Origin of the sequence: Sulfoacidibacillus ferrooxidans (genome assembly GCF_022606465.1) — a bacterium.
GTDB lineage: Bacteria > Bacillota > Bacilli > Alicyclobacillales > SLC66 > Sulfoacidibacillus > Sulfoacidibacillus ferrooxidans.
In genome coordinates, this window is sequence record NZ_JALBUF010000039.1 from 1 (window position 1) to 5,626 (window position 5,626).

The window sequence follows — 5,626 nt, forward strand, 5'->3', positions numbered from 1 at the left end:
ATCGAAGAACTCCGTCACGTGACAGGGTGGGAGATTGTCGTATCGGATAAGGTGCAACAACAAGCGTTGATACGTTTAGCTGAACAGATCACTCCTGGTGTGATCAAGACACCCAGTGTGTACCTTGCTAAAAAGGCAGTAGGGGTACGGACAGAGCAACATCTATCCTCAGAAGTCATCGAGGCATTTGCTCGTCAAACGAAGTGGCACTTGCAAGCCGAGTGAAAGGAGAACAACACATGCATGTACGCAGCCTAGAGATGAAACGAAAAAACGGGACCACCTACCGGTTAGAAACAGATCTAACGGATGAAGCGATTCGCAAGCAGTATCCAAAAGATATCCTCGTTAGTGAACACGCCCTACGAGGAAAAGCATCCACAAGCGAAGAGGATGATGTGTGATGTCCCAAGCGCGATTTCTGGTCATCGACACGGAAACAACAGGTACAAATCCATTAGAAGATACGATCGTCGAAGTGTCTGCCATGTGGGTGGTCGGTCATGAGATCACCCCCGCTTTCTCTTCGTTGGTGAATCCTCAGCGCCCGATTCCACCTCAATCATCCGGTGTGCATCACATCACGGATCAGATGGTCAAGGACGCTCCCACACTGGACAAGCTCTTGCCTGATCTACACGCTCTGACCGATCAAGCGCATGTACTGGTCGCGCACAACGCCGCCTTTGATCGGTCCTTTTTGCCTGACTTTCGACCACCGTGGCTTTGTACCTATCGTTTAGCACGACACCTTTGGCCCGATGCTCCCGATCACAAGAATCAGACCTTACGCTATTGGTTAGGACTCGAACTTGAGGCGGATGCTCATAGTGCCATAGGAGACACCTTGGTCACAGCGCATGTGCTCTTACGTTTGTTGCAAACGTATCGCGAACAGGGGTATCGCGCAACGATAAAAACATGGATCGACTATGCCAATAGTCCCATTCACGTCACCAACATGCCGTTTGGCAAGTATGTTGGTGTACCGATCAGCGATGTGCCTATGGATTATCTTCAATGGATGCTAAAAAATATGCATGATATGGATAGTGATTTGAGAGGATCCGTCGAAAAAACCATCGAGCAACGATTGCAGCCTATCTAATCATGGTGGACACCTCTCCTTTGTATCGCCCCCACAGATCGATCATCACTTGGCTATCCTCATCCATCCCACATGTAATGCCTGTGAGTACTTCTTCTTGCTCATCAGAGAGCACATCATCAACCGAGGCTTTAACATAGCGGGCCATTTTCTAATGGTTGTAGGATCTGGCTCTCTAGAACCGTGCTATGGACCTCCTTCCCGGACGTTACATGGGGAGGGGGTCCATGAGTATCATGATCAGCAACGTTTAGTTTCCTATTAGATTAACATTTTAGTATTTTATTATGCTACATTCGTCACATGTATGATATACTTTATACGAACATATATTCGAAGTGGGGTAGAAGTTATGACTCGAACCTATAAGCAGAGACAAAAGAAACAGATGAGCGATACCTTCCCACATAAACCACTGATTGATCTTGCTTGGCTCAAAAAACAAGAACGCAAAATAGCTAGTGGACATGTGGATATCATGCAACGTGCATTACATAGCATCGAAAAACATAAAGCCTATCTCCTCATTGCTCCTACGATGGAAGAGTACATCCACATACAATTTCCTTTTTGGGTGCATCCATTGCTCTCCCTTCGACCACCATGCACGCATGTACAACTCGTCCATCTACCGTCGTTGACAATGTGTGATGATTGTCGATTGACCTTTTGCTCAAAAAAAGTGGATTGAAAATATGGGGTTTTCAGGCTTGTTTTTTTGATACGCTTGTGATAGAGAAAGAAATCACTCATGGGGGTGTCGAGAGATGGGGTATAATTACGTGATTGTCGCCAATAACGACAAAACCAGAATCACCAATTCAGATTTACCACCACAAGAATTTTTAGATGAACTGTTTTACTACGCAGACGGGTTAGTGACCTATGGAATTAAGCCCGATCACTTTTTAGTCTATTTAGATGAAACCGAAACGAAACAGACCTTTATTCCTCTGTATGGAACAGAAGAACCTGATCCTGTCTTGTTTGTCGATGATCACGCGTATGTGAAAAACAAAAATAGGACGTTAGAAGCAGAACTAAAAAGCCAGTGGATGACCATTGGTAGCAGCGCATTAAACTTCATGAAAACGTTGACCACACTCCCCAAAACAGAGGTGGTTCCTCCATGGTTTCCTTTTATCCATGCGTTTATCGAACATATGCGGTCGACAGATCCCGATCTGTATCAGCAATATCATCTACGGTATATTGCTGATGAATCGCGGATCAAGGCCTCTTGTACGACGTATTACTCGACGGGTGCCGTGGACAAACTGATCGCCCGACTCAAAATTAAAGTAGGTTATGCATTTTATCTACAATATGGTATTGACGAAGCTTTACGCATGATGGCGGAATACAACGTCTTACATAGCGAGTAAGTCGAGCGAGGGTTGAATCGACACCGACTTGCAAAAAACAAGGCCATGAGGGTGCTTCTCTCATGGCCTTGTTGCGATCAACGATGGTCTGCTTCTACTAGTTCCATTTCTTTGGCTAGTAATTGTTCGACGACGAGTTCGGGTTCGATGTGATACCTATCGGCTAAAGCCAAGATCGAATCCATGGCGCGTATCGACAACAAGAGCTGGACAGGTTCGACCAGCGTATAGATGCCTAAACGTTGTGCGAGCAGATAATCGTGTTGACCGACAGCTACTTTGCTACTGATGATATATACGGTGAACGTTTGATGGCTAACAATAAACTCTAACGATAACCCCACCCGAAAATGAGCGAGCAAGCTCACTAGCATTCTCGATGAGTGACCCACATAGTCCGTGCGAAACCGTGTAAAGTGATACACCCCTTGCGTGGTATGAACTGTCACGGTGCACGCTTCGCCTTGAGTCACCACTTCAATCACTTCTGCTTCTTCTTCAATCCCTCTTGCATACGCCAACTCGTCATCTGACGTGGGATACAAACTATACACATGTTGAATCCGGTCTACATAGTCTATGCGAATGGTTTCGTCCATATTGTTTTCATCCTTCCTTTCTATGTACATATCATAGATCCCTGTCAAGTCGATGACTCATACATTTTCACTCCACTTTTTTTATTCGTTTTTTTTTATGCAAAAAAAGTGGAGTGAAAATGGAGGGTTTTTGTGCTTGACAATACACTACGCTTGTTATCAGGAAGGGAGATTTGATGCCCATCGATGCTCTTCACGCAAAAAAGTGAAGAGCAAGTAGAGAGTTTTTGGGATTGACTTTCTTCTACGATGAAACAGAAAGGAGGTAATCATGGGTGAATCCTAGTCAATTTCAACAGCAGTTGCAACAATCCTTAGCCATCCACCCGTTCAATCCGCAAACTTTAGTGGATCAAGCCACCAGTGGATTCATTCATCTCATCCTGATCGGGTTTGATTGGATCTATCTAGTCGCTGAACTAGGCGTGCTCTTTGGCGCGATTGTGTTTCTCATCGGTGCGGCGGTCCATCAAAGCCGTTGGAAAGGGACAGGCACTCGTATTCTTTTTTTCTCGATCGCAGGCTTTGTCATCGGCACGATCGGGCCTGGCATTGTGCTTAGTATCAATGATTATTTTCACTAATACGAAGGAGGCTTTATTTCGATGAAACGATTTAACTATGGCATGCAACAACTCTACATTTTTCTCGTCACCTTCATGCTCATGTCGGTTCCGGCGTACGCTGCAAGTAACCTTACGGTGCCGTCAGGCATGCAAAACATCGTCGGATCGAATGGACAAGCCTCGAACTCGATATTCACAATCGTTTTCAACATTATCAACGACATCGTTGGAGCCGCTAGTGTGGTCGGAGGCGCTTGGGTCCTGTTTGAGCTGTACCGTGGGGTGATTGGATTTATGCGCGGGGGCATCAATGCGCAAAAACGGGAGGAAGCGAAAGGCCACTTGCTACATGTCGCCATTGGAGCGGTACTCATCGGTGGTGCGCAACTCCTAATCGGCGCTCTCTATTCCTTCGGTAGCGGACTCAAATAGGTAGACTACACATGCTGAATTAGAAAACACAACTTATAGAAAGCCCTGCTCACGGATTCGTGTGAGTAGGGAAAGGAGGCTATCGTATGCTTGATGTTCAATCACCTGTACCCTTGACCGAAGGCGAAACCATCGCCTTTGGCGTCAACACAAAACAGATCCTACACTTTGTCATCGGCTTAGGGTTTTCAGCGCCGATCGTGATTCCTATGACACTGTTATCCGGATGGCTCCACATGAACCCGTTTCTACCGATCATCACAGGAGCTATCCTTGGGCTTGCTTTTGCGGCGATTCGCTGGCGTGATTGGTCTCTCGCCGAACTGATTCTGCTTTCGATCCGTTTCATGCTTCGGCCAAAATTGCTGATGTATGATCGCGAATACAGAGTACGCATCCATGCACAGAAAGGGGAATGACGATGAATCGTTTGGTTATCATGGGCGGTGGCATCATCCTGGCCTTTGTTGCCCTGGTCCTCTGGGATCTACAAAAGTCTAGACATCAAGGAACGTCCTCACAGAATGCATCGAAGAAGAAGTATCATCCTCTTCAAACCTTTCTTCCGATCGATGGGTTTGATGATGAAAGCGATGCGATACGCTATCGAACGAAGCTCAAACGCATTCTGCGTGTCGACAATCTCAACCTGAACTCCATGAGCGCACAAGAAATCGAGATTCAGCGCAACCGATTCCGTGACATGATGGTGCGACTGTCCCATCCTTTTCAGATCTCTATGCAGGCACGGCGTGCCAATTATACGGACTACATGAATTACGTGCATGATCGTATTCAACCTACCTTGCAAGAGGAACGCGACAAAGGAAACACAGCCTTTGTGGCGTACGGTGAACAGTTTATGCGGTATCTTGGCGAAGAAGTCAAAAAACCAAGGAGCGACCGGGAGAACGCCTTTGTGGTCAGTGTCCCATCTAAAGTAGGAGAAAAAAAAGAAGCGCATATCGAGCGGTTAGAGCGAGAAGTGAGTTATGTAGAGGAGGGATTCGAAAGCATGAAAATACCCTATCTCTCCTTAAACCGCATCCTCACCGCTGAATTGATCCAAAACTTTTGGAATCGGGATCGAGCCATGAGTCAGCGCTATCGCGACGCGTTTCGAAACTTTGTCCATACGCCTACGGTCCATGGAGCATCCACCATTTCGGATGAAGATATGCGAAAGGAAGAGATCAACCATGCGTAACAAGAAACCACAAGAAAAGCACCGTTGGTGGTGGTTTGGACGAAAAGAAAAAAAACGTAGGGTGTATACCGATCAGCCCAAAGACTTGGAAAATCATACGCCGACCATAGAAGATATCATGACGGTAGCTGACGCCATGGAAGTCAAACCTTCGTATGTGTATATCTCACCTACAGGCTATACCAAAGTGTATTATGTGACAGCCTTGCCAAGTATCGTTCGTTTCGGTTATCTGCAGCGTTTTTTTCAGCTAGGTGCCGATGTCCATGTCAGTTTGCATATCGATCCTGCAGACAATCAGAGCGCGATAAAAAAGCGGACCCACATGA

Annotated in this window: 10 protein-coding genes and 1 pseudogene; 10 read left to right on the forward strand and 1 reads right to left on the reverse strand. The window is 46.2% G+C overall.

The features are described from left to right. The 5 genes from MM817_RS16040 to MM817_RS16060 all read left to right on the forward strand — a co-directional run. Nucleotides 1–225, forward strand: a 225-nt coding sequence (locus MM817_RS16040) for a hypothetical protein (protein WP_241717006.1), incomplete at its 5' end; no start/stop codon positions are given. 14 nt (nt 226–239) lie between these two features. Beyond that, on the forward strand, nt 240–404 hold the full coding sequence (locus MM817_RS16045) for a hypothetical protein (protein WP_241717008.1): 165 nt from the start codon (nt 240–242) through the stop codon (nt 402–404). Further along, nucleotides 404–1,108, forward strand: a complete 705-nt coding sequence (locus MM817_RS16050) for a putative quorum-sensing-regulated virulence factor (protein ID WP_241717010.1) — start codon at nt 404–406, stop codon at nt 1,106–1,108. The genes MM817_RS16045 and MM817_RS16050 overlap by 1 nt, the downstream gene beginning before the upstream one ends. 352 nt (nt 1,109–1,460) lie before the next feature. Then, nucleotides 1,461–1,799 carry a hypothetical protein gene (locus tag MM817_RS16055; RefSeq protein WP_241717012.1) on the forward strand — a complete coding sequence of 113 codons (339 nt, stop codon included), beginning with the start codon at nt 1,461–1,463 and terminating at the stop codon, nt 1,797–1,799. Between the two features lie 76 nt (nt 1,800–1,875). Continuing rightward, nucleotides 1,876–2,493, forward strand: a complete 618-nt coding sequence (locus tag MM817_RS16060; RefSeq protein ID WP_241717015.1) for a hypothetical protein — start codon at nt 1,876–1,878, stop codon at nt 2,491–2,493. A gap of 77 nt (nt 2,494–2,570) precedes the next feature. Here the strand turns inward: MM817_RS16060 and MM817_RS16065 are convergent, their stop codons facing one another. Continuing rightward, the gene (locus tag MM817_RS16065) at nt 2,571–3,092 is read right to left on the reverse strand and encodes a hypothetical protein (protein ID WP_241716330.1); all 522 of its coding nucleotides are present in this window, start codon (nt 3,090–3,092) and stop codon (nt 2,571–2,573) included. Between the two features lie 275 nt (nt 3,093–3,367). Here MM817_RS16065 and MM817_RS16070 point away from each other — a divergent pair, with 275 nt between their 5' ends. The 5 genes and pseudogenes from MM817_RS16070 to MM817_RS16090 all read left to right on the forward strand — a co-directional run. Then, entirely contained in the window at nt 3,368–3,676 is a 309-nt protein-coding gene (locus tag MM817_RS16070; RefSeq protein ID WP_241717017.1) for a hypothetical protein, read from the forward strand. Between the two features lie 21 nt (nt 3,677–3,697). After that, nucleotides 3,698–4,090 carry a pilin gene (locus MM817_RS16075; RefSeq protein ID WP_241717019.1) on the forward strand — a complete coding sequence of 131 codons (393 nt, stop codon included), beginning with the start codon at nt 3,698–3,700 and terminating at the stop codon, nt 4,088–4,090. Nucleotides 4,091–4,176: 86 nt separating this feature from the next. Continuing rightward, nucleotides 4,177–4,509: a hypothetical protein gene (locus MM817_RS16080; RefSeq protein WP_241717021.1), complete on the forward strand. Its 333-nt coding sequence runs from the start codon at nt 4,177–4,179 to the stop codon at nt 4,507–4,509. Nucleotides 4,510–4,511: 2 nt separating this feature from the next. After that, the gene (locus MM817_RS16085) at nt 4,512–5,297 is read left to right on the forward strand and encodes a hypothetical protein (RefSeq protein WP_241717023.1); all 786 of its coding nucleotides are present in this window, start codon (nt 4,512–4,514) and stop codon (nt 5,295–5,297) included. Continuing rightward, nucleotides 5,290–5,626: pseudogene (locus MM817_RS16090) on the forward strand (conjugal transfer protein TraC); the annotation flags it as partial. The gene MM817_RS16085 and the pseudogene MM817_RS16090, both read left to right, overlap by 8 nt.

Excerpts from the sequence above, each read along its gene's own strand:
- MM817_RS16075 (WP_241717019.1), top strand. The coding sequence starts at position 3,698 with ATGAAACGATTTAACTATGGCATGCAACAACTCTACATTTTTCTCGTC.
- MM817_RS16045 (WP_241717008.1), top strand. The coding sequence starts at position 240 with ATGCATGTACGCAGCCTAGAGATGAAACGAAAAAACGGGACCACCTAC.
- MM817_RS16065 (WP_241716330.1), bottom strand. The coding sequence starts at position 3,092 with ATGGACGAAACCATTCGCATAGACTATGTAGACCGGATTCAACATGTG.
- MM817_RS16080 (WP_241717021.1), top strand. The coding sequence starts at position 4,177 with ATGCTTGATGTTCAATCACCTGTACCCTTGACCGAAGGCGAAACCATC.
- MM817_RS16055 (WP_241717012.1), top strand. The coding sequence starts at position 1,461 with ATGACTCGAACCTATAAGCAGAGACAAAAGAAACAGATGAGCGATACC.
- MM817_RS16060 (WP_241717015.1), top strand. The coding sequence starts at position 1,876 with ATGGGGTATAATTACGTGATTGTCGCCAATAACGACAAAACCAGAATC.
- MM817_RS16050 (WP_241717010.1), top strand. The coding sequence starts at position 404 with ATGTCCCAAGCGCGATTTCTGGTCATCGACACGGAAACAACAGGTACA.
- MM817_RS16085 (WP_241717023.1), top strand. The coding sequence starts at position 4,512 with ATGAATCGTTTGGTTATCATGGGCGGTGGCATCATCCTGGCCTTTGTT.